Source organism: Lipingzhangella halophila (genome assembly GCF_014203805.1).
Classification (GTDB): domain Bacteria; phylum Actinomycetota; class Actinomycetes; order Streptosporangiales; family Streptosporangiaceae; genus Lipingzhangella; species Lipingzhangella halophila.
Genome location: NZ_JACHJT010000001.1, coordinates 1,064,780 through 1,088,957, shown reverse-complemented (window position 1 = coordinate 1,088,957; position 24,178 = coordinate 1,064,780). Strand labels below are relative to the sequence as shown.

Annotated in this window: 18 protein-coding genes; 7 read left to right on the top strand and 11 right to left on the bottom strand. The window is 71.3% G+C overall.

Annotated features, from left to right (window positions below; genetic code table 11):
* The first annotated feature begins 102 nt into the window (after positions 1 to 102).
* Entirely contained in the window at positions 103 to 1,284 is a 1,182-nt protein-coding gene (locus F4561_RS04910) for a glycosyltransferase family 4 protein (RefSeq protein ID WP_184575197.1), read from the top strand.
* A gap of 339 nt (positions 1,285 to 1,623) precedes the next feature.
* Here F4561_RS04910 and F4561_RS04905 read toward each other — a convergent pair whose 3' ends face one another.
* Positions 1,624 to 2,922, bottom strand: a complete 1,299-nt coding sequence (locus tag F4561_RS04905; RefSeq protein WP_184575195.1) for a pyridoxal phosphate-dependent aminotransferase — start codon at positions 2,920 to 2,922, stop codon at positions 1,624 to 1,626.
* A 131-nt stretch (positions 2,923 to 3,053) separates the two neighbouring features.
* Between F4561_RS04905 and F4561_RS04900 the strand changes: the two genes are divergently transcribed.
* Positions 3,054 to 4,055 carry a LysR family transcriptional regulator gene (locus F4561_RS04900; RefSeq protein ID WP_184575193.1) on the top strand — a complete coding sequence of 334 codons (1,002 nt, stop codon included), beginning with the start codon at positions 3,054 to 3,056 and terminating at the stop codon, positions 4,053 to 4,055.
* 93 nt (positions 4,056 to 4,148) lie between these two features.
* Here the strand turns inward: F4561_RS04900 and F4561_RS04895 are convergent, their stop codons facing one another.
* Positions 4,149 to 4,478 carry a hypothetical protein gene (locus tag F4561_RS04895; RefSeq protein WP_184575191.1) on the bottom strand — a complete coding sequence of 110 codons (330 nt, stop codon included), beginning with the start codon at positions 4,476 to 4,478 and terminating at the stop codon, positions 4,149 to 4,151.
* A 298-nt stretch (positions 4,479 to 4,776) separates the two neighbouring features.
* Between F4561_RS04895 and F4561_RS04890 the strand changes: the two genes are divergently transcribed.
* Positions 4,777 to 6,627 (top strand): asparagine synthase-related protein, encoded by a 1,851-nt coding sequence (locus F4561_RS04890; protein ID WP_184575189.1) that lies wholly within the window; start codon positions 4,777 to 4,779, stop codon positions 6,625 to 6,627.
* A 221-nt stretch (positions 6,628 to 6,848) separates the two neighbouring features.
* Complete coding sequence (locus F4561_RS04885; RefSeq protein ID WP_184575187.1) at positions 6,849 to 8,699, top strand: asparagine synthase-related protein; 1,851 nt, start codon at positions 6,849 to 6,851, stop codon at positions 8,697 to 8,699.
* Positions 8,700 to 8,813: 114 nt separating this feature from the next.
* On the opposite strand, the gene F4561_RS04880 is transcribed toward F4561_RS04885, so the two are convergent.
* Positions 8,814 to 9,740 carry a glycerophosphodiester phosphodiesterase gene (locus F4561_RS04880; RefSeq protein ID WP_184575185.1) on the bottom strand — a complete coding sequence of 309 codons (927 nt, stop codon included), beginning with the start codon at positions 9,738 to 9,740 and terminating at the stop codon, positions 8,814 to 8,816.
* A 269-nt stretch (positions 9,741 to 10,009) separates the two neighbouring features.
* Between F4561_RS04880 and F4561_RS04875 the strand changes: the two genes are divergently transcribed.
* The gene (locus F4561_RS04875; protein WP_184575183.1) at positions 10,010 to 11,134 is read left to right on the top strand and encodes a hypothetical protein; all 1,125 of its coding nucleotides are present in this window, start codon (positions 10,010 to 10,012) and stop codon (positions 11,132 to 11,134) included.
* 256 nt (positions 11,135 to 11,390) lie between these two features.
* Here F4561_RS04875 and fahA read toward each other — a convergent pair whose 3' ends face one another.
* The 5 genes from fahA to F4561_RS04850 all read right to left on the bottom strand — a co-directional run bounded on the left by fahA (position 11,391) and on the right by F4561_RS04850 (position 17,794).
* A complete protein-coding gene (gene fahA, locus F4561_RS04870) occupies positions 11,391 to 12,596 on the bottom strand; it encodes a fumarylacetoacetase (protein WP_184575181.1) in 1,206 nt (401 codons plus the stop codon).
* A 124-nt stretch (positions 12,597 to 12,720) separates the two neighbouring features.
* A complete protein-coding gene (locus F4561_RS32325) occupies positions 12,721 to 13,677 on the bottom strand; it encodes a hypothetical protein (protein ID WP_246437139.1) in 957 nt (318 codons plus the stop codon).
* Complete coding sequence (locus F4561_RS04860; protein WP_184575179.1) at positions 13,659 to 14,828, bottom strand: homogentisate 1,2-dioxygenase; 1,170 nt, start codon at positions 14,826 to 14,828, stop codon at positions 13,659 to 13,661. The genes F4561_RS32325 and F4561_RS04860 overlap by 19 nt, the downstream gene beginning before the upstream one ends.
* Before the next feature lie 198 nt (positions 14,829 to 15,026).
* Positions 15,027 to 16,718 (bottom strand): FAD-dependent monooxygenase, encoded by a 1,692-nt coding sequence (locus F4561_RS04855; protein WP_184575177.1) that lies wholly within the window; start codon positions 16,716 to 16,718, stop codon positions 15,027 to 15,029.
* A 116-nt stretch (positions 16,719 to 16,834) separates the two neighbouring features.
* A complete protein-coding gene (locus F4561_RS04850; RefSeq protein ID WP_184575175.1) occupies positions 16,835 to 17,794 on the bottom strand; it encodes an MBL fold metallo-hydrolase in 960 nt (319 codons plus the stop codon).
* A 261-nt stretch (positions 17,795 to 18,055) separates the two neighbouring features.
* Here F4561_RS04850 and F4561_RS04845 point away from each other — a divergent pair, with 261 nt between their 5' ends.
* Together F4561_RS04845 and F4561_RS04840 are read left to right on the top strand one after the other, a co-directional pair.
* Complete coding sequence (locus tag F4561_RS04845) at positions 18,056 to 18,778, top strand: IclR family transcriptional regulator (protein WP_184575173.1); 723 nt, start codon at positions 18,056 to 18,058, stop codon at positions 18,776 to 18,778.
* Between the two features lie 702 nt (positions 18,779 to 19,480).
* Complete coding sequence (locus F4561_RS04840; RefSeq protein WP_184575171.1) at positions 19,481 to 19,951, top strand: hypothetical protein; 471 nt, start codon at positions 19,481 to 19,483, stop codon at positions 19,949 to 19,951.
* Between the two features lie 33 nt (positions 19,952 to 19,984).
* On the opposite strand, the gene F4561_RS04835 is transcribed toward F4561_RS04840, so the two are convergent.
* From F4561_RS04835 to F4561_RS04825, 3 genes are all read right to left on the bottom strand, one after another.
* A complete protein-coding gene (locus F4561_RS04835) occupies positions 19,985 to 21,178 on the bottom strand; it encodes a C40 family peptidase (RefSeq protein ID WP_184575169.1) in 1,194 nt (397 codons plus the stop codon).
* Positions 21,179 to 21,302: 124 nt separating this feature from the next.
* On the bottom strand, positions 21,303 to 23,018 hold the full coding sequence (locus F4561_RS04830; RefSeq protein WP_184575167.1) for a bifunctional 3'-5' exonuclease/DNA polymerase: 1,716 nt from the start codon (positions 23,016 to 23,018) through the stop codon (positions 21,303 to 21,305).
* A 214-nt stretch (positions 23,019 to 23,232) separates the two neighbouring features.
* Positions 23,233 to 24,129, bottom strand: a complete 897-nt coding sequence (locus F4561_RS04825) for a 2-hydroxyacid dehydrogenase (RefSeq protein ID WP_184575165.1) — start codon at positions 24,127 to 24,129, stop codon at positions 23,233 to 23,235.
* Positions 24,130 to 24,178: the final 49 nt, after the last annotated feature.

Genomic DNA, 24,178 nt, shown 5'->3' with positions numbered 1-24,178 from the left:
CTGGCTCCAGAACTTCTTCGCGGCGTTCATCTCAGGTCCGAGCGGATTCACGCGGCCGGCCTAGCGTGCCAGAGGGAATCCCCCCGACGTTGGGAGAACGTCATGTCCCCCGTTTCCGCGTCTTCCCCGTCGTCCATCGCCGCCACGTCGCTGCGCGTGGCTATCGTGACAGAATCCTTCCTACCGCAGGTCAATGGAGTAACCAATTCGGTGTGCCGGGTCGCTGAGCACCTCGCCGCCCGTGGCCACCAGGCCATGATCCTCGCCCCGGGGAACGGACCGTCCTCGTACGCGGGTTTCCCGGTGGTGCGGCTGCCGAGTGTCCCACTTCCCGGTTACCGCGGCTTCGCGCTGGGGCTGCCCGCCCGGCGGCTCGTCGACACCGCGCTGCGGGCGTTCGCCCCCGACGTGGTCCACCTCGCCTCCCCCGCTCTGCTGGGACAGGCCGCCGTCGACGCGGCGCGCCGCTGGGCACTGCCCACCGTGGCCGTGTACCAGACCGACCTACCCGGGTTCGCCGGCCGCTACGGGGTCCCGTGCGGGGAAACGCTGTGGCCGTTGCTGCGCCGGCTGCACGCCGCCGTGGACCGGACCCTGGTGCCGTCGTCAGCCACCCTGCAGGTCCTCGCCGACCACGACCTGCCCCGGCTGAGCCTCTGGCAGCGGGGCGTGGACGCCCAACGGTTCCACCCGCGCCACCGCGACGAGCACCTGCGACGCAGTCTCGCCCCGAACGGCGAGGCCATCGTCGGGTTTGTCGGCCGGCTCGCCCGCGACAAGCGCGTCGACCTGCTCGCCCACGTGGCGCAGTTGCGCGGGGCGCGGGTGGTGATCGTGGGCGACGGCCCGGACCGCGGCCGGCTGCGCCGGCGGATCCCGGAGGCGGTCTTCCCGGGTCAGCTCACCGGTGCGGAGCTGTCCCGGATTTATGCGTCCCTGGACGTCTTCGTGCACACCGGCGCCGACGAGACGTTCTGCCAGGCGGTGCAGGAGGCGCTCGCCTCAGGAGTCCCGGTGGTGGCCCCCGCGGCGGGCGGCCCGTTGGATCTGGTGTCCTCCGAGCACAACGGGCTGCTCTACAGTCCTGACTCGGTGCGGGAGCTGCGCGTGGCGGCCGGCCGGCTGATCCACAACACGGCACTGCGCTCACGCATGGCATCCGCTGCGCGCACCAGCGTGCGGGGCCGGAGCTGGGAGGTTATCGGCGACCAGCTCATCGAGCACTACCGCTCGGTGGTCGCCCCGAGCGACACGTTGGTGCCCCACGCGCGACCACGCACCTAGCGCCCGCTAACGTGGCCTGCGGTAGGAGGGCGGGACGGACCCTTCCGCGTAGACCGTCCCGCCCTTCACCGGTGTTGGCCGGCCCGGGTCGGTGATGTGGGCGCGCGAGGGCTCACGTCGCACCGAAACCGGCCGTGCGGACAGATTCGGCGCCGAGACCGTCCCCACAGACACTCTCGGCGCGACCCAGCACCGAGAACCACACCACAGACACCCCCACTGGCCCCACCACCAACCTCGCCACCCCCGTCGCCCCCACAACCACCGGGCACCCGCACCGATCACCGGGAGCCGGCCCACCCGCTGCCTTCGGCGGCTGATCCGGAAGCCTTGAACTCCCTAGTTCAGCCGGGCGCGAGAGAGCAGGCTCGCCTGCCCGACGCCCGCGGTGACGCCGGCCAGGACCTCGCTGAGGCGGTCGAGGTGGGCGCGGATCCACGGCAGCGCGGTGGGGTCGTCCGCGGCGAGCGCGGCGTAGCGCTGCGCCTCGCTTTCGCCGTAGAGCAGGCTGGTCGCGACGCGCATCCGCAGCGCGTCGTCGCTCTCGCCGAACTCCGCGGCCGGCAGGACCCCCATGCCGTACTCCTCCAGCAGGAACGCGGTGAGCTCCGGACCGGTTGTGACGTCGTGGTCGGCGGCCAGCCGGCCCCGCCAGCCCTCGAAGTCCGGGTACAGGTAGAACGCCGCCTGCGGGGCCGCGACCATCGCGCCGGCGGCCACGAACCGGTCGGTCACGGCGCGGGCGACCAGCCCGTGCAGCCGCCTGCTGCGCGCGACGTGGTCGACCAGCTCGGCTGGCTCTTCGAAGGCATAGGCCGCCGCCTGCTGGATGGGCGCGGCGGGGCTGGACCAGATCTCGCTGACCACGCCGAGCAGGGAGTCGCGCAGCCGGTGCCCCAGATCGCTGTCGGGCAGCCGGGTCACGCCGAGGCGCCAGCCGCCGAGGGCCAGGCTCTTGCTGAGGCCGGTCGAGATCACGGTGCGTTCGGGGGCGAACTCCGCCGGGCTGGCCATAGGGGTCACGGGGTCGTGGACGAGGTCGCGGTAGATCTCGTCGGAGATGATCACCAGGTCGAGCTCGCGGGCCACCTCGGCCAGCCGGCGCATGGTGCAGGGGGAGGCGACAGTGCCGGTGGGATTGTCGGGAAGGGTCACGATCACGCTGCGGACGTCGCGCCCTTCGGCGCGGGCCGCGGAGACCGCGGCCGCGAGCAGGTCGGGCTGCGGCGCGCCGCCCTGCGCGGGTGCGGTGGGGATCAGCAGCGGGCGGTACCCGGCCAGCCTGGCCTGCGCCGCGTAGCTCACCCAGCTCGGCGCGGCGATGGCGACGTCGCCGCCGAGGCTCAGCAGCAGCCCGTAGAGCAGCGCTTTGCTGCCCGGTCCGGATACCACCAGGTCGGGATCTGTCGGCAAATCCCGTCGCTCCCAGTACCCGGCCGCCGCGGCGCGTAGCTCGTGCGAGCCGGCGACCGGCCCGTACGCGTTCCTGTCACCTCCCATCGCCAAGGCATCCCGCATACCGGGGTGCACGGGCAGTCCGGCCTCGCCGAATCCCAGGGGCAGAACTGGGAGCCCCCGGCGCTGCTTCTCCGCCAGCGCTTCGTTAACGGCGAGGGTTGCGGACACAGTGACAGACATGTGGTTTTCAACTCCGCATCGTCCGAGTCTCGGGTACGCCGGTGGACTTTGCCGACCGGTTACTTTCAGCCTGCCCAGGGACCTCCATCAGTACAAGCGGCTCTTTTCGATGGTGAGGTTAAGCTAGATTTATGCTTGACCTCCTGCGGCTGCAGATCCTCAAGGAATTCGGCGATCAGGGCACGATCGCGGCGACGGCTCAGTCGCTGGGCTACACACCGTCGGCAATCTCACAGCAGCTGTCCACCCTGGAACGCGAGGCCGGTACTCCACTGCTGGACCGCACCGCGCGCAGCGCCGAGCTGACTGATTCCGGCCAGCTCCTCGCCGAACACGCCGAGCAGATCCTCGCGATGGTGGAGGCCGCGGAGTCGGTGCTGGCCGCCCAGACCGGCGTTGCTATGGGCCGGGTTACGGTGACGGCTTTCCCCACCGCGGCGGTGGCGTTCGCGCCGCGGCTGGCGCAGAGCCTGCGCAGGCACGAGGGCATGCAACTGGTGCTGCGCCAGACGATGCGCAGCGCCGGCTCGCGCCAGGTCGCCACGGGAGAAGTCGACATCGCCCTGGTGGACCAGTGGTCCGGCGCCGCGCCCGACAGCAGCGCGGGCACGTTGCGGCATATCCACCTGCTGCACGACCCCATGGTGCTCGCGGTGCCCGAGGGCCACCGCCTGGCCGACCCGAGCCAGCCCGTGGAGCTGCGCGAGCTGCTCGGCGAGGCGTGGATCGCGGCCCCGCACGGAGAGCCTTCCCGCTTCGGGACCGACCAGTTGCTGGCCGACGTCGGTGGGGCGCCCGCGGCGGCGTGGGAGTTCGAAGGCCTCGGGACCATCCTGAGCCTCGTCGCGCGCGGTATCGGTGTCGCGGCCGTCCCCGCGCTCGCCCTCGCCGGCGGGACCACCGGGATAGCGTTCCGCCGGCTGCCCCGCGCCGCGCCCTTCCGGGACGTCTACGCCGTTGTCCGGGCCACGAGCGTCCGGCGCCCGGCGATCGAGGCGACCCTGCGCGCGCTCGAAACCGCGGCCGCCGATGTCCGGCGCTCGCTCGGTGCCGCGCTGGACTCCGCCACCAACCCCGGCCCCGCCGCTGAGGCTGACGCCGGCACTGGCACTGCCCCCGAAGACGGCGGTTGACGTTCTCGCCCTCGTGAACGGGGACGGTTCTCGGCGAGCGGCCCTTCCGGTTCCGCGGCACCACCTCCCGCTCCGGATCCACCGGAGCCGGGCTCAGCCGCCCGCGTAGCCCTCCAGGTACCGGAGCCGGCGCCGCGTCCGTTCGAGGCGGCGGCGCAACCGGCGGGCTATGTGCAGTGAGCGGTCGCGATCCTCCCGGGCGTTCCACCACCGGGCGTACGCCTCGATGCGCCGCTGGCGCAGCGCACTCAGCTCGGCTTCCAACCGCTCCACGCGCGTGTCGATATCGGCGTGGTCACGTTCGAAGACGGCCATGTCGGCTTCGTGCGCTCCGGCGTCGCATTCGGCACGGCGGAGCTGCGCGGCGAGCTCCTCGGCCTGCGCCGCCGCGCCGCCCATTCGGCCTATCCCTACGAACCACACACTTTGGGTCTATCCAACAGGAGGCACCTCTCACTGATCAACGTCGCAAAAAGTACGGAAACTCGCCCTGCGGGGATTCGGGCGGCTCCGCGCCCACCCGGCCGCAGGCCCCCGGGCCCATCGCGGCGGAGCCAGTACGCACCAGTAGGAGCGGGCACTATCGAACCGGTCAGCGGCCTCCGGTTGCCCGCACGCGGCCGTGTCACCTCGACTGCTGATGCTCTTCGTAGTCAAATTTATACATAGGGCAACACCCCGTGAGGCAACGGGTGACCGAAGTCGGACCGGAGGAGACCGGATGCGCTTCTACCTCGCACTCACCACCACGAGCTCCGGAAGACGCACCCCCGTACCGGGATACGTCATCGAGGCCGCACGCCAGATCGCCGCAACGGTCCTGCCCGTGCCCGCGGCCACCCTCCGCCACGAGACCTGGTTCGCCCCGGACCGCTATGTCGCCCTGCTGGCCTGGACCAACGAACCCCGCCACGAGTGGCTCCCCGACCCGTTGACCAGTGTCACGGTCGACGGGGAGACGGGGGTGCTCGGCACCACCGGGTACCTCACCGACCACGCCGACCTCGACCGGCTGTGCACAACGTCCGAGCTGGGACCGGCCCTGGATCGCGCCGGGGGCGCCTTCGGGCTGTTCCGCGCGCTACCGTCCGGGCTCGACGCCCTCACCTCGATCACCCGCACCGACCCCGTCTACCACTGCGAGAGCACCGGGGTGCACGTGGTGTCCAACCGGGCCTCCCTGGGACACCTGGTGGCCCGCGCCGCCGAGGAGGGGCCCGATGGCCACCTGCCGCCCACGCCCCGCTACGACATCGCCCCCATGCAGGCCCTGGTCCGGCACGGGTTCTACCTCACCGATGACACCCCCTTCGCCGGAGTGACCGCGCTTCCCGAGCTGTCCACCCTGCGCATCCGCGACGGCCGCGCCACGGTCCTGCGGCGCGAGCCACCCCGGCCGGCTCCGGCACCAGCCCCGCTGTCTCCCCTGCGCGGGCGGCGGATCGCCCAGTTGGCGGAGAGCCTGGTCGCATCGGTCGAGCCGCTGCGCAAGCACCCCGACGGTGTCTCGATGGCGCTGAGCGGCGGGCGCGACAGCCGGCTGATCGCCGCCACGCTGTACGCTGCGGGCATCCCGTTCCGCGCCACGACCACTGGTGTCGACGACCACCCCGACGTCGAGCTGGCCCGCGAGATCTGCCAGCGGCTGGGCGTGCGCGACCACCGCGTCAAGGCTCCCGATCGTGACGACTCCGGCTCGCTCCTGGTGGAGCACCCCCTACCGCGCACCCTGCGGCTGGTACGGATGACCGAGGGCATGAACTCCGCATTCGAAAACGTCATCAGCCCCAAGGCGTTCGCCGTGGAGGCACGGATCTCGGGCTCGGGCGGCGAGGTGCTGCGCGGCGGCTGGCTGCGGGACCAATCGGACCTGGCCAAGCCCGCGCTTCTCGGGCGGCTGCGCACGATCACCCAGGCCCAGGCGCCCTTGATGACCGACGAGGCCAACGCTGCGGCCCAGGCGCTGTTCGACGAGTTCAGCACTGCGCACGCGCACGACCTCGTCCGGGCTCTGGACGAGCTCTACCTGCGGTTCCGCACCGGGCGCTGGCTGGTGGGCTCGCGCACCGCCACCCTTTCGGGCTTCTGCATGTACCACCCGTTCCTGGACCACCGCGTGCACTGGCAGGCGATGCGTGTCTCGCCGGAATGGCGGCGGTCCGAAGAGGTGGTGTACAAGCTGATCAGGCGGCTCGCACCACCGATCGCCCGGATGCCCATCGCCAACCACCCGTGGCGCTTCGACGACCGGCGCGTCTACAACCCCCTGCACCGCCGCGCCCGCCGTTCCCGGCCGGTGCGGCGCGCCGGGTCGGCGGCGGGGGCGTTCCACTGGCGGCGCGACCTCAGTGGGGACTATGTGGCCGCGATGCGTGAGCGGATCCTGGACACCCCCGATGTGTTCCGGCTCACCGACCGGCGTGCCACCGAACGGATCCTGGACCAGGACCCCATCACCCGGCCGAACCAGATCTGGAGCCTGTACACGATCGCCGTGCTGCTCTCCGGCGAGTGGCTGTCGGCGGACCCCCGGGAGTCCGACGTGGAGCGCATCCGCGTCCCCATCCGATGACGTGCGCTCTCCCCGCACGGTCGCGCCCTGACCTGCACTCTCGCGTAGGGCGTGCCCGGGGAACACGTGGCGACAACCTCGTGAACACGCGCGCGGCGCCGCTGCCCATCCGAGCTGCCGTGGTGGGCTTTGGACGATCCTGACGCGCCCGTCGCGAGTGCGGGCCGGCGCGTTCATCCGGGAGACATCAGCGAGAGCACCGTGAACCACAGGAGAGCCGGATGCGTTTCTACATCGCTCTGACCTCGGCCGCGCCCGACACTCGGGCCCCCCTCTCGGCGCACGTGCTCAAGGCGGCACGCCGGCTCGCCGAGACCGTCCTGCCGGTGCCCGCCGCGTCGCTGCGGCACGACACGTGGATCGCGCCGAGCGGCAGTGTCGCGCTTCTCGCGTGGACCAACGAGCCCGTGCACCACTGGCTACCCGAGCCGCTGACCAGCATCGCCACGGCGGGCGGAACCGGTGTGCTGGGCTATACCGGCTACCTGGACGATCCGGCCGACATCGACCGCATCTGCACCGCGCCGGAGCTGGGTGCCACCGTCGACCGCACCGGTGGCGCGTTCGGGGTGTTCCGGGCACTGGAGAACGGCATCGACGCGGTCACCCCCATCACCCGGACCGACCCGGTCTTCTACTGCCAGAGCGCCGGATTGCACGTCGTGGGGAACCGGGCCGTGCTGACGCACCTTGTGGCGCGCGCGGCCGAGGAGGGCCCCGCAGGACGGTTCCCGCCCCCTCCCGCATACGACATAGCGCCCATGCAGGCGCTGGTGCGCCACGGGTTCTACATCTCCGACGAGACCCCCTTCGCGGGGCTGACCGCGTTGCCGGAGCTGAGCACCCTGCGCATCCGCGACGGGCGCGCCCGTGTTCTGCGGCGCGACCTCCCCGAGCCCCCCGCGGAGACGCCGCCACCGCTGCGGCGCCGCCCGCACATCCGGCGACTCGCAGACGCGCTGCTGGCCTCCGTGGAACCGGTCCGCAAGCACAACGAGTCCATCTCGCTCTCGCTGACGGGCGGACGCGACAGCCGGCTGGTCGCCGCGACACTGTACGCGGCGGGAATCCCCTTCCACGCGTCGACCCGCGGCTTCGCGGACCATCCCGACGTCGTCCTCGCCCGGGAGATCTGCACCAAGCTGGGCGTCACCGAGCACCGCGTGGAAACGCCGGAGCAGTACGACGACGAGTCGATCCTCGTCGAGCACCCCCTACCGCGTACCACCCGGCTGCTCCGCATGACCGAAGGCATGAACTCCGCCTTCGAGAACGTCATCGCCCCCAAGTCCTTCGCGCTGGAGGCACGGCTGTCCGGTTCCGGCGGCGAGGCGCTGCGCGGCGGCTGGCTCATCGACCGGCGCGACCTGACGACCGATGCCCTGCGGAGCAAGCTGCGCACGATCGCCCTGGCACAGTCATGGCTGATGACCCCGGAGGCCAACGCGATCGCGGAGCGGCTGCACGAGGAGTACCACCAGATGTGCGAGCCCGACTTCCGGCTCGGGCTGGACCGGATGTTCCTCAAGTTCCGCAGCGGCCGCTGGCTCCCCGCCTCGCGCCAGGCGACGCTGGTCGGCTACTGCATGTACCACCCGTTCCTGGACCATCGCGTGCGCTGGGAGGCCATGAGCCTGCCACCGGCGTGGCGCTGGTCAGAGGCCGTCATGTACCACCTGATCGCCCACCTGGCGCCTCCGCTCAAGTGGCTGCCGATCGCCGACCGCCCATGGCGCTTCGACCACCGGCGCGTGTACAACCCCGTGCACCGCCTGGCCCGGCGCTTCCGGCCGAGGCTGCGCGCCCGGACCGGTCTCGGCGGGTTCGACTGGCGCCGCACTCTGGGCCCGGACTACGTCGCGCCGATGCGCGACCGCATCCTGGCCACACCGGAACTCTTCCAGCTCGTTGACCGGCAGCGCACCGAGCAACTGCTGGCCGAGGACCCACCCAAGCGGGCCGGCCAGGTGTGGAACCTCTACACCCTGGCCGTGCTGCTCTCCAACGAGTGGCTGGCCCCCGATGCCGGAACCGCCGAGAGTCCCGGCAGGATCCGCGTGCCCATCCGCTGAGCGCCGCTGGCCGGCGTACGGGCCGCAGGTCGACGGTATAGGCGCGAGAGGGCACAGGGCGATCGCCCGGAAGGCGGTTCGCTTCCGGGCGATCGGCGCGCGAGCTGTTGGCGGCTACGGCAGCGACCGCGGGAGCCGCGAGGCGTCCTCGTCCTCGATGACCTCGCGGGCGATGTCGGGGTAGTCGGAGATGATTCCGTCGGCTCCCATACCGATCACCGAGCGCATGCTCTCGGCGTCGTTGAGGGTGTAGGGGAACACTTCCAGGCCCGCGTCGTGGACGGCATCGACGTAGTCGGCGTCCAGCCCGGTGTGGTTCGGGTTGATCTGGTCCGCCCAGGCGGCGTAGTCCGCGATCTCGTCCTCCGGGACCTCGCCGAGCAGGCCGTGCGGGATCTGGGGGAGCTCGTCGCTGGACCGCTCGACGGACTCCCAGTCGAAGCTCTGGATGACGAGGCGGTGCGCCTCGCCACCGCCGGGTGCGAGCCATTGGGGGTTGTCGCGGATCGTGTCGGCGATATCGGACTCGATGCCGGGATAGAGCGAGGGGGACTTGATCTCCAGGAGGAGATTGAGCCCGTTCTGGTCCATCCGGTCCAGGACTTCTTCGAGGGTGGGGATCGGCTCGTCGGCGTACTCGCCGTCGAACCAGGAACCGGCGTCGAGCTCCCTCAGCTCGCCGAGCGTGAAGTCGGCCACGTCGTAGGGGTCGCGGTCGGGGTAGACCTCCTCTACGTCGGTGGTGCGTTCCAGTGTTGTGTCGTGGATGACGACGAGAGCGCCGTCGCTGCTGCGCTGCACGTCGACCTCGGCGGTTGTCGCGTTGTGCTCATTGGCCTCGTCGATCGCCGCGAGCGTGTTCTCGGGCGCATAGCCCGACGCTCCCCGGTGGGCGACGTCGGTGACGATGCGCGGTCCCGCGCTGGCGCTTGGCGCGGTACCGGCTGTGGACTCGGTATCAGGGGCCGCTACGGCGGCACTGCCGCCTCCCACCACAGCGACGGCTGCGGTGGCCGCGACAATGCCCAGCCGCTGGAACATGCCATTCCCCCTTCCGGGGCGGATTCACTGACAGCCCCAGACTGACCCCGCAGAGTTGCCGGACAGTGTCAGCAAGGCGATCCGGGAGTGCAGCGCCCAGAAACTCCCCCGCACGTGTATTAGACCTTCCGGTGAATACCGCGGAGACGCGACACGCAGTCACGGACTGCACGTATTTCGTAACCTCATGTGCGACTTTTGGTATTGCCGATAGTCGCGGTACGTATCACTACTGCGACAACAGGTAACTAAACATGGGAGGTTCGAGCATGCGCAAGCCGAGCACGCGGTGGGTCGCGCTCGCCAGTGCCACTACGATCTCCGTTGCCGGCCTGGCCATCGCGTCCGGCACCGCGACCGCCGACGACGAACCGCGTCCGTGGCCCGTCGTGCAACACGACGCGTCCTCCTACACCCTGGACGGCTTCACCATCGAGTACCTTCCTTCGGGGTTGGAGAAGCACGGGCTGAACGCCAAGTCCGCGACGAACCGGGATGGCGGCCGGACCTCGGACATCACCTGGATGGCCGGGCCCGACAAGATCTACGGCAAGATCACGGTGCTCCGGGACGAGAGCATCACAACGCTCGACCAGATTCGGGAAGCCCAGTACGGCCACCTCGACGATGAGCAGCTCGCGAAGGTGGACAACAACGGCCGCGACACCTACCTCTCCGAAAGAACCGGTGACATGTTCTGGGTCGAGGAACCGGGCGTGGCGGTCACGACCTACCTGCAGCCCGACACCTGGGACTCTGACGAGCTCGCCCGAATGGCGGCCGGAATCGAGCAGCAGGAGCAGCAGGCGGCGGACCCGGAACGCGAGCGGGCCAGGACCACCGCCCAGGAGCCGGAGGACGCGCTTCCCGAGGTACCGGACGATCAGGTTCCCGCACCCGCGGAGGGCGGCCCGCGCGAGGACGCCACCGGCAGCGGGGGGTCCGCGGTGCCCGGGGAGGACAATGCGGCGGGAGCGGCATCCGAACAGGGGGCCGCCGAGGACACCGGAAACACTGGGGAGAATACGGACCTCCCCACGGACGTCTCCGTCCGCGAGGTCCGGGAGTGCCTCGCCGAGCAGTTGGCCGGCGCCCGCGTGGAGGATGGCGAGAATGCCGGGCCGGGGGCGGGCGCCGCCCCCGAGGACGACGACGCGCTCCGCGAAAGCTGGCACGCTGCCGACCAGGACACCCGGGAGGCCGCGCTCAAGGCGTGCGCCGAGCGGTTCGGGGTCGGCTCCACGGTGGTCGACGAGCTCATAACGACGATCATCGAGGAGCAGGAGCGAGCGAGCGGATCCTTGGAGCAGGCGGCCGCGAACGAGTCGGATCGCTCGGCCACCGCCAGGGACGCCCTGGCGTGGACTCTGCCCGCCGTCCCGCTGAACGGGTAGACCGGTGACGTGGGCGGGGGTGGACATCCGGCGAGGGCTGCTTCTGTGCTGATCTTGCGGATCTCGTTCCTTCGCCGCGCCGTGCAGAAACGAAATCCGCAAGAGCGCCGATGAACGTGCGCGATCGCGCGGAAACCGGCCCCGCACCGCGCGATTCCGCACCGGCCCTGACCGTGGGGACACGCCCAGCGCCGAGCATGTCCGCGCAGTCACCCTCGGTGGGCCCCGCCACGGGCGGAACGAGGCTGGCCGGCCGTCAGGGGGCCGGGTGCCGCGTGGGCTGCACCGTCCCGGTGACCTCTCCGAGGGAGATGGTGCCGCCGCCCATGCCGCGCGCGGAGCCGGCGATGCTGACAGTGTCGCCGTCCTCCAGGAACGTGCGGACCGAGCCGTCGGCCAACGTCAGCGGTTCCGCGCCGCCCCAGGTCAGCTCCAGCAGTGATCCTCGCTGGTCGGGCAGGGGGCCGGAGATGGTGCCGGACGCGTAGAGGTCACCAGTACGCAATGATGCTCCGTTGCTCGTCATGTGGGCGAGCATCTGCTCGGGGGTCCAGTACATCGACGCGTACCGCGGCCGCGCGAGGACCTCGCCGTTCAGTTGGATCTCCACCGCGATGTCCAGCCCCCAGTCCGCCACCCGCCGCAGGTGCGGCAGCGGCGCGGGCTGTTGCTCCGGCCCGGCGACGCGGGCGGCGCTAAGGGCCTCCAACGGCACCACCCATGGCGATACCGACGTCGCGAACGACTTGCCGAGGAACGGCCCCAGCGGCACGTACTCCCACCCCTGGATGTCCCGGGCGCTCCAGTCGTTGACCAGGACGACCCCGAACACGTGCTCCGCGAAGTCCTCCACCGGCACCGTGCGCCCCAGCGAGGTCGAGGTGCCCACGACGAAACCCAGTTCGGCCTCGATGTCCAGCCGGACGCTCGGTGCGAACACAGGGTCCGAGGCCTCGGGGGGCTTTCGCTGGCCCGCGGGTCGCACAATGTCGGTCCCTGAGGGAACCACCGTGCCCGCGCGTCCGTGGTAACCCACCGGAAGGTGCCGCCAGTTGGGCTTGAGGGGCTCCTCGTCCGGACGGAAGATCCTGCCGACGTTGCTGGCGTGGTCCAGCGAGCAGTAGAAGTCGACGTAGTCGGCAACGTCGAACGGGGCGTGCAGCCGCACCTCCGACAGAGGGGTCAGGTGGGGCTCGGCCACCGGTCGGCCGGCCTCCTTCGCCAACATTCCGGCGACCTTGGTCCGGGCAGCGTGCCAGGCGGTGGCGCCGCGCGCCATGAACGGGTTGAGCGAGCCAGCGGAGAACTCCGGTCCCCCCAGCACCTCGGCGAGGTCCAGGACGTAGTCGCCCACGCGCACTCCGACACGCGGCGCGCCACCGGGCGGCGAGAACACGCCGAACGGAAGGTTGTCGGCGCCGTACCCGGCCTCATCGGCTCCGGACACCCAGGTGGTTGTCACGTTCCTCCTCTGGTTGGGCTGTTGTGTCGTCGTGGACGGGAGCCGGACACGCCGCCCGGCTCGGCCGCCCCCGCGTGTCGCCGAGCCGCGCAACGCACCGCGGCCACGGGTCGGCCGCGGCGTATCAGCCGCCGCCCGACAATCCGAGGCGGTCAACGTCGGCGATCGGGTCGCTGGTGCTGCACGACCCGTAGGCGACGAGCAGAGCGCGGGTGTGTTCGGCGGTGGGCCGGCTGATTGCCCGGATCTCGGCCACCAGCGAGGCCGGATCATCCGCCCCGAGCGCGCCGGCCACGGCGTGCCGGTCACCGCCCTGCGCCGCTCGGGCCGTGGCCAGCAGCAGATTGAGGTAGCCGTGATGGGTGAACCCGGTGGCCCGGTCGGTGTGCCGGACGGCGTGGTGCAGTCCGGCGGTGGCCTTGAACGGCACCGCGTGCCGGGCGCAGGTGGCGATGAACGCGGCGAGTTCGGCGACGTCCGGGAACAGCTCGGCGCGCACGCCGCCGCAGCGCACCTTGGCTCCGAGCGGCGCGGCGCCGGCCAGCGCGGCAAGCGCGTCCAGCCCGTCCGGGCCGCGGTCCACCTCCAGGTAGACGGGGGTACGGGCGTGGTCGGGCCCGGCCTCGGCCAGGTAACGGGTCGCCGCGGCGATGTCGGCCGCGGGGACCCGCACCTCGTAGTGCGTGACGCGGATGCGGGGGTCGGGATCGGGGACCCTGCCCAGTAGTCCCGCGTCGGTGTCGACGACCACGCCGGCGTCCAGCATCACGGCGCCGCCGGTGCCGTCCTCGGGGAGAGCCGCCCGCAACTGCTCCCACCGGCTCAACGGGCACAGGAAGCGGTGCGTGAGCATCGCGTTACCGCTGGCGCGGTCGGCGAGGTGCCGCCGCACCGCATCGGCCACGCCCAGCTCGGTCGGCGGGAACAGCCCGGCGTCGTCGACCAGGGCGCGCAGCAGGACACCGGATCCGCCGTGCCCCGCAACCGCCGCCCGCGGCGGTGTCGCGCTTATCGCGGACCCGTCCTCGGGAGTCCGCTCGCTCCCGGCGCCGCCGTGCCCCGTCACCGCGCCCACGTCCACGCGTAGCCCGAGTCCTCGCACTCCCGGCCGGCGGGGCCGATATCGAGCGGCCGGAAGGTGTCGATCATGACCGCGGTCTCGGTGGTCCGTTCGGCGCCGAGCGCGGCCTCCACCGCCCCGGGTTGCGGGCCGTGCGTGAACCCGGCGGGGTGCAGCGAGATCGAGCCGATGTCGATACCGGATCCCTTGCGCGCGGCGTAGTTCCCCGCCACGTAGTACATGAACTCGTCGCTGTCGACATTGTGGTGGTTGTACGGGATGGGTACAGCGTCGTCGTGGAAGTCCAGTGGCCGCGGGCAGAACGAGCAGATGACGAAGTTGGGCCCCTCGAACGTCTGGTGCACGGGCGGCGGCGCGTGCGTCTTCTTCACGATCGGCTCGAAGTCGCCGATGTTGAAGGCGTACGGGTAGAGGTAGCCGTCCCAGCCGACGACGTCGAACGGGTGGTGCGCAAACGTCATACGGGTCAGGCCGCCCCGGGTACGCACCAGCACCGGGGTCGCGGCCTCGGCTTCGGGCCCGTCAATGACGAGCGGCCCGGTGGGGCCGCGCAGGTCGCGCTCGCAGTAGGGCGCGTGCTCCAGGAACTGGCCGTACTGCGACAGGTAGCGCTTGGGCGGTCGGATGTGCCCGGTCGCCTCGATCACCAGCGCCGTCACATGGCCGTCGGGGACCCAGCGGTGGATGGTGCCGGTGGGGACGTTCACGTAGTCGCCCTCGCCCGCCTGGATGACCCCGTAGGTCGACTCGAAGCGGACCGTGCCGGACTGCACGTAAACGGTCTCGTCACCGACGGAGTTGCGGTACAGCTCGCTGGGCCGGTCGGCGGCGGCGAAACTCAGGCGGACATCGTTGTTCGCTGCCAGCAGCCCGCGCCCCCCGACCAGGTCGCCGCCCGTCTTCAGCTCGGTGGTGCGGAAGTGGCGGGGCGCCAGCGGCAGGTTCGGCGTGAACTCGGCCTCGGTGAGCGGATCGATGGCCGGCTCGGACTTGACGATCGCGGTCGGCAGGAAGCGGTGGTACAGCAGCGACGAGTCGGACGAGAAACCCTCCTCCCCCATGAGCTCCTCGGCGTAGATCCCGCCTTCGGGACTCCGGAAGACGATGTGGCGCTTGCGGGGAAGCTCACCAACCGCACGGTAGAACGGCATCGCGAGTACTTCCTTTCTGGTTGTTGCGTCGGCGCCTCGGGTTGTCCACGTCGCGGGAAGCGGTGTGGTGGCGCCGGGGCTGCGGCGGGTTGACTTAGGAGTGGGGACACGTTCCTCCCCTGCCCCGGTCCGTGCCGCGACAACGGGCCGTTCGCAGTCCGGTGCCGCGGCCCCCGGTCCGGGCCGGCCTGACCGCGTTCACGGCGCCGCCTCGGATACGGCGGCCGGGTGGCCGCAGGCGCGGTGGACGGCAGCGCGCACCGCCTCGGTGTCGGTGGCGGGCAGCACCGCGCACAGGTGGGCGTCCGGCCGGACCACGTGGGCGGTCGCGGGCCCCGCGCGCAGCGCCTCGGCCAGGGAGCCGTCGGTATCGATCTCGTCCAGAGCGTGCACCGCCACCGGGAGCGGGCCCGACGCCGTCGCCTCGGCCAGCGCCCGGGCGTGGCGTGCGTCGGCGGTAAACACGGTGAAACCGGGCCCGAGGAGGTTGCGCAACCGCGCGGCCCCTGGCCGTCCCGACACCTCGCACCGCCCGTCAGGGCAGATCACTCCGGGGACGGGCGGGCGTGCCGCCCCGGGCTCGGCCGGTACGGGCTCGGCGACGGCGGGCGGGGTGCTCAGGGGAGAGTCGGGATACCAGTAGGGCTCGGCGAGCTTGCCGGAGTCGATCAGGGGACGCGCGTCGGGGTCGGTCACCGCCCGTTCCAGGGTCTCGCGACGGCGCCGCCGGTCCTCGTCGGTGTGCGGAACCAGGAACCGCATGGTTTCGCCGGTGACGCGGAGGTTCTCCTGCGCCGCGGCCCACCGCTCGCCGTGGTAGCTGTCGAGCAGCCGCCGCGCGGCCTCCGGGGTGCTGCCCGGGGCGCGAGCGCAGGCGAGCTTCCATCCGAGGTTCTCCGCGTCCTGCACGCCGCTGTTCAGCCCGCGCGCTCCGAAGGGCGCGTAGACGTGCGCGGCGTCGCCCGCGAGGAATACCCGGCCGACGCGGAACCGTTCGGCGCAGCGTTCGTGGAACCGGTACACCGATGACCAGACGACCTCGTAGGGCAGGTCGTTGACGATCATGCGGATACGGGCGTCCAGCGCGCCGCTGGCGCGTTCCGCGTCCAGGTCGTAGCTATCGGGCACCTGCCAGTCGATGCGCCAGGTGGAGTCGGGGCACTGGTGCACCAGGACCTGGCGGCCGGGGTTCCACTCCGGGTCGAAGAAGAAGCGCCGCTCGTTGGGGAACGGCAGATCGGCCCGGATGTCGCAGATCAGGAAACGGTCGGCGAAGGACTCGCCGGGGAAACCGATTCCGAGAAGCTTGCGTACAGCGCTGTGCGGGCCGTCGGCCCCGACGAGGTGCGAGCCGTGCACCACCCGGGGGCCGCGCGCACCTTCGGTCTCGACGGTGACGCCGCTGCCGTCCTGGCGTATGCCCGTCACGCGGTGCCCGTACCGGATCTCGACGAGCGGTTCGGCCCGGGCGCGGCGCAGGAGCTCCTGCTCGACGCGGGCCTGGGAGATGTTGATCCACGGCGGCAGCTCCGCCGCCGATGCGGTCCCCGACGCCCCAGCGGGGAACGTCACCGTCCGCACCTCGTGCTCGCGGTAGTAGGTGCGTGCCGTGGTCCAGGTGGTGCCCTTGGCGACCAGCGGGGCCGCGACGCCGAGCCGGTCGAAGACGTCGAGCACGTCGCGCTGGAAGCAGATCGCCTTGGAACCGGTCGTGTGGAAGTACTCGGTGCCGCGTTCCTCTTCGGCTTCCAGCACCAGGGTCGGCACCCCGAACCGGGCCAGGGTGAGCGCCACGCAGACGCCCACGGGACCGGCCCCGGCGACCAGCACGGGCGTGCCGGCCGGGGCATGGTCTCCGGGCGTGGCCGGGGGCGGGACTGTGGAGGACATCGCTGCTCCTGGTTCGGCTGACTCCGGCGTTGGGCCCGGGTGTCCTTGCCCGGTCCGCGGCCGCGCGGCACACGCACGCGCCGCTGGTGTTCATTCCCGTTCGCGGACGCGGCGGATCACCCCTGAAGCTGCGCCCACACCTCTTGGTCGCGCTCCGCTGTCCAGATGGTGGGCCGTTCGACGCCGTCGTACTCCTCCCAGAGCCGGGCCACGTCGAAGGGCAGGCAGTGTTCGAAGATCGGCCACTGCCCGAACTTGGGGGCGAGCGCGGTGTGCGCGGCCTCGAACGCCTCCTTGAGGCTCCCGCCGCGCGCGTGCACCGTGCCGACCTGCTCGCGCATGACGTCCAGGAAGCCGCGGGTCTGCGCGATCGCGGCGTCGCAGGCGTCGCGCCCTCGGGCCACCGCGCCCCGGCCGCCGACCAGGGCCTCGGCGCCGAACGCCGCGACGTTGTCGAGCGTGCTGCTCGCCCAGTCGTGGTGGAAGGCGTCGCCGGTGTAGAGGGCGGCTTCGGCCTCGACAAGGTCGCCGGTGAAGAGGATCCGGTGCTTGGGCAGCCAGGCGACGATGTCGCCCTCGGTGTGGCCCCGGCCGCAGTACTGCAGCACGAGGTCGCCGCGGTCGCCGCCGAGGTCGATCGTGAACCGGTCGGTGAAGGTGGCGGTGGGCCAGGTCAGGCCGGGGATGGAAGCGGGCTCCGCGAACAGCCGGGGCATCCGGCCGTATTCGCTGGCCCAGTCGGCCTCGCCGCGCTCGGCGACCAGGTCGCGGGTCCGCTCGTGCGTGAGGATGACGTCGGCGTCGAACGCGCTCGCCCCCAACACCCGGACCGCGTGGTAGTGCGACAGCACAAGGTAGCGGATGGGCTTGTCGGTGTACTCGCGGAGCCGGGCGAGCCACGAGCGGGCAGCGACCGGTGTGGCCAGCGCCTCGAAGCAGACGAGGAAGTCCTCCCCTTCGATCGCGCCGACGTTGGGGTCGCCCTCGGCGGTCAGCGCGTATACCCCGTCGGCGAGGACCTCCAGGGTCTGCTGCTTCTCGTCGAGGTCCGCGGAACTCGCGAACGGTTTGGCCATCCCCCGCACACTCCTTGATCTATTTTCGAACACCAGATTCTTATTTGGAATCATCGTACGTGTGACCCAGGCCACCGACAAGAGGGTGCGGGGCGCGTGCCGGGGAGACACCGCGGAGCGGTAGACGGGGCAGCGAGCCGAGCGGCCGAAGACAGATGGGCAGCGCGCGAGGTGTGCGATTATTGATCAGGGAACTCGTTTATCGTTGAACCTCAAGAGCCCCGGCTCGGCCCGGGCACACGATCCGCGAGGAGCGACCCGATGGGCCAGACCGCCAACCAGGCGACCCGCGCAAGCGGCCGAGCGGAATCCTCAGGGACGCGTTCCCAGACGCTTGACCGCGGTATCCGCGTGCTTGAGGCGCTGCGCGAGAACGCGGCGCCCATGAGCATCGCCGAGCTCGCGCGCTCCGTGGACGTGCACCGGTCCATCGTCTACCGGATCCTGCGGACACTGGAGGACCACCGGCTGGTCACCCGCACCCGCGACGGCTACTACGAGCTCGGGCTCGGCTTGCCGGTGCTGGCGCGCGGAGTCTCGCACGGGCTGCAGTCGGCGGCGCTGCCGGCCCTGTCGTCCCTCGCCGACGCGACGCGGATGACGGCGTTTCTGGTGGTTCCCAGCGGGGACGAGGCCATCACCCTGACCACGGTGGAGCCGCGGCATTCGGTCGCGCATCTGGCGTACGCACCCGGTGTGCGGCACCCGCTCGACCGCGGCGCCCCCGGAAAGGCACTCCTTGCCGCCCTGCCAGCCCGCGAGGGTGAGTCGCCGGATCTCCGCCACGTTCGCGAGCGCGGTTGGGCGCACTCGCGCAGCGAGGTCCTGCCGGGGTTGTCCTCCGTGGCCGCGCCGGTGGCCTCGGATACAGTTGTCGCGTCGGTGGCGGTGGTCTACCTGGACGCGCCGGCCGTGAGCGACGAGCACGCGCTGGGCGAACGCGTTCACTCGGCGGCCAAGGAGATCATGGCCGACTTGCCGTAGACTGCGGTCGACTGCGCTGTCGCGGCAATACGGTCGGCTTGGCCTTCTGCTCTTGCCAAATCGGCGGTGCCCTGCTTACCTAGATCCGAACGGTGGCAGTTTTCTACAACCGAAAACCGCGTTCCATATTCACAAGAAGGCCAGACGCAGGGCGATCTCCACTGACTCCCCCTCCCTCAGTGAACGCCCTGCTTCCCTCCTGGTCAGGCCGCCCTCCCCTCCCGGGTGGCCACGTACTCCAGGAGCGAAAGGGGCCGTGACTTACCGGCGCGGTGTGTCACGGCCCCTTTTGTCACCTCTCTGCCCGCCGTCCCAACGCCGCTCCGGGCCCATCGCGGGTCTCGGGTGGGCCGGCCCCGGCCACCGCTCCTGGTTCCCGATAGTGGTGTGTGTAACGAAGACGGCGACGGCAGCGGATGGGCCGACCCCTGGTAATCGGTACGGGTGCCCGATGGTGCCGCGCCCAACGGGGCACGAGGACGGCGGCCCTGCGGGACTCGCCCCTTGGAGGGCGCCAGTGTTCCTCTCCGGCGGCGGGGCGCGCGTCGAGGGGTCTGTGCGGTCATTCTCGGCGCTGGCCATGTCCCCGCGGTCACCTTCGGTGCGCAAATTGCGCGGTGCGGGGCCGGTTTCCGCCCATGCACCGTCGATCTCGGGAACGTGCACCTAGTACTCACGAGTACTACTAGGAAAGAGTGACCGATGCACAAGTACCGCTCGTCTACTGTCGCACGCTCCGCGGGCATCCTCGCTGTCCTGGTCGCGGTCACCACCGGATGCGACGGCGGCTCCGACGAGGGCGGGTCCGCGGCCGAGGAAACCCCCGCGCTGCGGACACTCGACCCCGACCGGCCCACTGCCGACCCGTCCCGCAGTGCCGAACCGGGTGCCGAGGAGACACGGAGCATCAGGCAGAGCACCCAGGGCCGCGTCTTCGAGCTCAATATAGGAGTCGCCTCCACCTCCGACGACGAGGCGAGCCTGAGCATCAGCTACGACTCCGACCCCGACGACGAGAAGACAGAGGGAGTCGAGGGCGCCGCCGGTGACTCCTTCGAGCTGGACAGCGGCTACACCATCACCATCGACGAGATCGACCACGAGCGCGACACCGCCGAACAGGCAGGCCAGGGAACCGGAACGGTGACGGTGACCGTCACCGCCCCCGAGTAACACCCGGCGCGCCGGGCTCCCCGGTTCCGCGCGCTACTCGGACCCGTGCACCCGGACCACGCCGGCCATGTTCTCCGTACGGACCTCCGTGACGCGGACATCCAGGCCGGTGCGCGGCGCCTCCAGCATCATGCCGTCGCCGAGGTAGATGGCGACGTGTGAGATGTAGTCGGGCGCGGTCGGGTCGTTGCGCCAGAAGACCAGGTCGCCGCGTTCGGCGTCGGAGTAGTCGACGTGCGTGCCCGCCCACCACTGGTCGTGCGTGACGCGCGGGACCGAGACCCCGGTCTGCGCGAACGCCCACTGCACCAGGCCCGAGCAGTCGAATCCCCCGTCCGGAGTCTCACCGCCCCAGACATAGGGCACGCCGACCTGCGACTCCGCGGCGGCGATCATCTCCTCGACCGTGGCTTCGCCGACCGGGGCGCCGGGCTCCGAGGGGGCCGCTTCGGGGTCCTCGGTGAGCAACTGCAACGACGCGTCCTCGCCCAGCGTGTCCGCCAGCTCCTCCCGGAGCTCGGTCAGGTCGGCGTCGGGGGCGGAGACCACCAGGGCGTTGCCGTCGGGGAACCCGAGCTCGTCGGTGACCTCGCGAGAGGCCAGGGCATCGATCCCGGCGACCCCGGAGGTCGCGTGCGCCCACACCTCGCGAGTGATACCGCCTTTGGCGCCCGCGATCTCGACGTCGCTGCCGACATCGAGCTCGCCCTGGCTGCCCGCGTCCTCGGACAACGCTATCCGCCCCTCGGCGATGCCCTGCCAGATGTCGTCGGACTCGGCGGAGGGCTTGGGAGCATAGTTGCGGAATCCCGAGGGATCGACCCCGAGCATCGCGGTGGGCTCGCCGTCGACCTCGACTTCGGCCGCGTCGACCACCTCGGCGGACTCCACGTCATCGAGCTCGCGGACGGCATCGACCTTCGCCTTCGGGATCGCCTCCGGGAGCACCGCGAAGTACTCGCGGGAGCGGGCCTCACCCAGCGGTTCGACCTCGGCGTCGCTGTTCAGGTCGGCCGAATCCCCAACCGGAGGGCGGTCGGGGTCGTCGCTCCCCTGACCAGAGGAGCGCGGCGCGGGTTCGGTGCCCGAGCCGCCGGCGCGTACATCCGGCGGCGGCCGGTCCTGCACGGTGGGTTCGGAATCGGCCCAGGCGGGAGCGCCGAAAGCAGTGAACGCGACGGCGAACGCGACTGTCGAGCCGGCACACGATCTCACCCTGCGACTCACCTGTGAACCTCGCCTTCCCAGACCCCGGAATCCGCCGCACCCAAGCATCGTTCGTGACGATGCCCATTGCAAGCAACGAAGGGGTGCATGGCGGCCATAACCGGCCATTGCCAACCGGGCGGTCTCAGGCGTCCGCGTAACTGGTGACGATCGAGACGTCGAGCGGGAAGCGGACCGCGGTGTCGCCGAACATCAGCGTCCGCGTTTCCTCCCCCGCGTCGCGCAGGACACTGACGACGCTCTCCGCGAGGGGCAGCGGGACATGCAGCACCAGCTCGTCGTGCTGGAACAGCACCAGTTGCGGAACACCGTGCACGGTGTCGAGCTCGGCGAGCCTGCGCCGCACCGCCGCCATGAGTACCAGGGCCCACTCCGCGGCGGTGGCCTGGATGACGAAGTTCCGGGTGAACCGCCCGCGGGCCGCGCGAGCGCCGGCGTCCTCCCCCGCAGTGCCCGTGTCCGGGGCCACGTCGTCATCGCCGGGGTCTCCGAACACGACGGCGCGCCACGTCCGCGCGGGCGGCGGGCAGGTGCGGCCGAGCCACGAACGGACCAGGCTGCCGTTCTCTCCCGCTTGCGCGGCCGCGTCGACGTAGTCCATGGCCTTCGGGAACATCCGGTGCATGGTGTCCCGCAGCCAGGTGGCATCGCCGCTCATCTGGCCGTACATCGCGGCCAGCATCGCGATCTTGGCGCGTTCCCGGTCGCCGCCGTCCCGGTCCGCCAGTGTCGCGTACAGGTCCGAGGTGCCCGCGGCCTCGGCCAGCGCGTCGTCGCCCGACACCGCGGCGAGGATGCGGGGTTCGAGCTGTCCGGCGTCGGCGCAGACGAAAGTCCAGTCGGGGTCCGCGCACACCGCACGGCGCACCGTTTTGGGAATCTGCAGCGCACCACCCCCGCGCGTCGCCCACCGGCCCGAAACGACCCCGCCAACGACATAGTCCGGCCGAAACCGTCCGTGCCGCACCCAGTTCTCCAGCCACGCCCAGCCGTGCGTGGAGTGCAGCCGGGAGAGCTCCTTGTAGCGCAGCAGCAGCGGGACCACGGGGTGGTCGACCTGGCGGAGCACCCACGAACGGGTCGAGGGAACGGGATGGCCGATGGCCGCGAACGCCTTCATGAGCTGGGTCGGCGAATCGGGGTTGACGGTCCGGCCGAAGGCCTCGGAGATCCGTGCGGCGAGGTCGGCCAGCACTGGTGGCCGCTCGCCGGGAATGGGGCGCTCGCCGAGGTATTCGGTCAACGTCGCGTCGTGGAGGTCGGCGCGCCACGGGACGCCGTCGTGCGCCATCTCCGCGGCGGCCAGCGCACCGGCCGATTCGACCGCGGCGAGCAACGAGAAGCGTTCGGGATGCGGCAGCTGGGCGATCCGGCGCTGCTGGTCCGCGTACACCTCCAGGAGCGCGTCGAGGCGGTCCACGCCCGCTGGCACGGTGCTGCGGTCGGGTTCGAAGAGCGCCGGGTGGGACGTGGCGCCCATGGAGGCCGGCTGGCCGATGTCAGACGGGACCGCGCGGCCGTGCAACCGCGCCCACGCCGCGCCCAGCGAGCTGGGCTCACCGAACCGGCCGTCGTAGCCGAGCAGCAAAGACTCCACGAGGCCGATGTCGTGGCAACGGGCCACACGCAACGAGTGCTCGATCAGTGCCGGGTACAGCTCGTCGGTCGCGGCCCAGATCCAGCGGGGCCGGGCCCCGGTGAACCGCTCCAGGTCGGCGATCGCCCCTGCGAGGTCGCTGACACGCCACAGGCTCCCCCGTCCAGCCTTGCCCCCCGGGGCTGGGTCGACCTCCCACAGCCGGCCCCCACCCTCGCCGTCCGCGGCCACCGCGATACGCATGCCTCCAGTGTTCCCCCGAGCGCCGGGTTGTGCATCCACTTCGCGAAGGCTGTTGGGATATCCCCACCGGCGGGCGGCCGCCTTCGGCCTCTGTCCCGGCCAGTGCCGCACACACCGATGGGCGAGGAGCTTCCCGAGAGCTGGTCAGGCGAGTCGGCGCGGCGAACGCCACCGAGGCGGGCACGCTCTTCGAAACGGCGCCCGGACAGCACGCCTAGCGCACGATGTTGCGCAATGGGGCTGCTTCGGCCCATCGCCGAAGCTGGGCGTCGACGAACCGGCGAGCGCGCGGGTAGAACGCCTGTGCCCCTCCCGCGACGTGCGGGGTGACGTACACGCCCGGCGCGTCCCAGAGTGGGTGGTCCCGGGGCAGCGGCTCGGGATCGGTGACGTCGAGAGCCGCGCGCACCCGTCCCTTCTCGGCCAGCAGCGCCGCGGTGTCGAGCAGCGGCCCGCGGCCGACGTTGACGACCAGCGCTCCGTCGGGGAGCTTCGCCAGCTCCTCCTCCCCGATCAGGCCTTCGGTCTCCGGGGTGTGCGGGGCGACGAGCACCACGATGTCGGCGCCGGGCAGCAACCCGTGCAGGTTGTCGATCCCGTGCACCCCGTCCTCGGGGCGGGCACGCCGCGCCACCCGCACGACCTCGGTCTCGAAGGGCAGCAGGCGTTCCTCGATGGCCTGGCCGATGCTGCCGTAGCCCACGATGAGCACCCGGGAATCGGCCAGCGAGCGCGTGTAATACGGGTCCCACCGGTGCGCGCGCTGGTCCACCGCCCAGCGTGGGAGGTCGCGCTGGGCGGCGAGCATCAGCCCAACGGTGTGCTCGGCGGTGCTCGCGTCGTGCAGCCCGCGCCCGTTGCACAGGGTGGTTCCCTCTGGCAGGACGCCGCGGACCTTCTCGTAGCCGGCGGTCAACACCTGTACGACGCTCAGCTCGGGCATCTGCGTGATCAGGTCAACGCGCTGGTTCCGCCCGTACGGGACGACGTAGAACCCGACATCGGAGAGGTCTCCCGGCGGGTCCCCCTCGCCGTCGAAGACGCTGACCCGCATTCCGGGTGGCGCGTTGTCCCGGTTCTGCCGCCACGGCACCAGCACCCGATCAGCCATTCTCCGTCTGTCCCCTCCGTGCGGGATCATCCCCTTGCCGATCCGTCCC

Excerpts from the sequence above, each read along its gene's own strand:
- F4561_RS04900 (WP_184575193.1), top strand. The coding sequence starts at position 3,054 with ATGCTTGACCTCCTGCGGCTGCAGATCCTCAAGGAATTCGGCGATCAG.
- F4561_RS04850 (WP_184575175.1), bottom strand. The coding sequence starts at position 17,794 with ATGGCCAAACCGTTCGCGAGTTCCGCGGACCTCGACGAGAAGCAGCAG.
- F4561_RS04830 (WP_184575167.1), bottom strand. The coding sequence starts at position 23,018 with ATGCGTATCGCGGTGGCCGCGGACGGCGAGGGTGGGGGCCGGCTGTGG.
- F4561_RS04840 (WP_184575171.1), top strand. The coding sequence starts at position 19,481 with ATGCACAAGTACCGCTCGTCTACTGTCGCACGCTCCGCGGGCATCCTC.
- F4561_RS04845 (WP_184575173.1), top strand. The coding sequence starts at position 18,056 with ATGGGCCAGACCGCCAACCAGGCGACCCGCGCAAGCGGCCGAGCGGAA.
- F4561_RS04880 (WP_184575185.1), bottom strand. The coding sequence starts at position 9,740 with ATGTTCCAGCGGCTGGGCATTGTCGCGGCCACCGCAGCCGTCGCTGTG.
- F4561_RS04825 (WP_184575165.1), bottom strand. The coding sequence starts at position 24,129 with ATGGCTGATCGGGTGCTGGTGCCGTGGCGGCAGAACCGGGACAACGCG.
- F4561_RS04860 (WP_184575179.1), bottom strand. The coding sequence starts at position 14,828 with ATGCCGTTCTACCGTGCGGTTGGTGAGCTTCCCCGCAAGCGCCACATC.
- F4561_RS04910 (WP_184575197.1), top strand. The coding sequence starts at position 103 with ATGTCCCCCGTTTCCGCGTCTTCCCCGTCGTCCATCGCCGCCACGTCG.
- F4561_RS04855 (WP_184575177.1), bottom strand. The coding sequence starts at position 16,718 with ATGTCCTCCACAGTCCCGCCCCCGGCCACGCCCGGAGACCATGCCCCG.
- F4561_RS04885 (WP_184575187.1), top strand. The coding sequence starts at position 6,849 with ATGCGTTTCTACATCGCTCTGACCTCGGCCGCGCCCGACACTCGGGCC.
- F4561_RS04905 (WP_184575195.1), bottom strand. The coding sequence starts at position 2,922 with ATGTCTGTCACTGTGTCCGCAACCCTCGCCGTTAACGAAGCGCTGGCG.
- F4561_RS04890 (WP_184575189.1), top strand. The coding sequence starts at position 4,777 with ATGCGCTTCTACCTCGCACTCACCACCACGAGCTCCGGAAGACGCACC.
- F4561_RS04875 (WP_184575183.1), top strand. The coding sequence starts at position 10,010 with ATGCGCAAGCCGAGCACGCGGTGGGTCGCGCTCGCCAGTGCCACTACG.